Raw genomic sequence first — 342 nt, 5'->3', positions numbered from 1 at the left:
ACGCCCCTACACCCCGTTCGTAATAAGCCTCAATACCCCACCAGCGCCACCCGCACCCCAGCCCCTCACGCGCAGCGCCAACCCCTCGCCGCGGGAAGGAACGCCACCGGAGGCGGCCAGGTACAGCGGCATGCCACGGAAGCGGCCAGCCTGAACGGTCGGGTCATTACGGAAGCGGCGCGGATCGACCGGGCTGCCCCACATATCCCAGATGTTTGCACCCTGGTCAGCGTCAGACATCGCGTACTGGATTCCGGCATACATACCCGGCCAGGTCGGGTTCAGGTAACCAGACAGGGAGGTCGCCTGCTTGAACTGGTTGCGGTGCCATGCGGCCAGGTT

1 pseudogene is annotated in these 342 nt (G+C 65.5%); it reads right to left on the bottom strand.

The features are described 5' to 3' along the window. Positions 1 to 6 precede the first annotated feature (6 nt). Positions 7 to 342, bottom strand: a pseudogene (locus CYJ76_RS11735) (hypothetical protein); the annotation flags it as partial.

This window comes from Kytococcus schroeteri, assembly GCF_002847825.1.
Classification (GTDB): Bacteria; Actinomycetota; Actinomycetes; order Actinomycetales; family Dermatophilaceae; genus Kytococcus; species Kytococcus schroeteri.
Note: the sequence above shows the minus strand (reverse complement) of the source record. Positions and strands in the feature narration are given on the sequence as shown.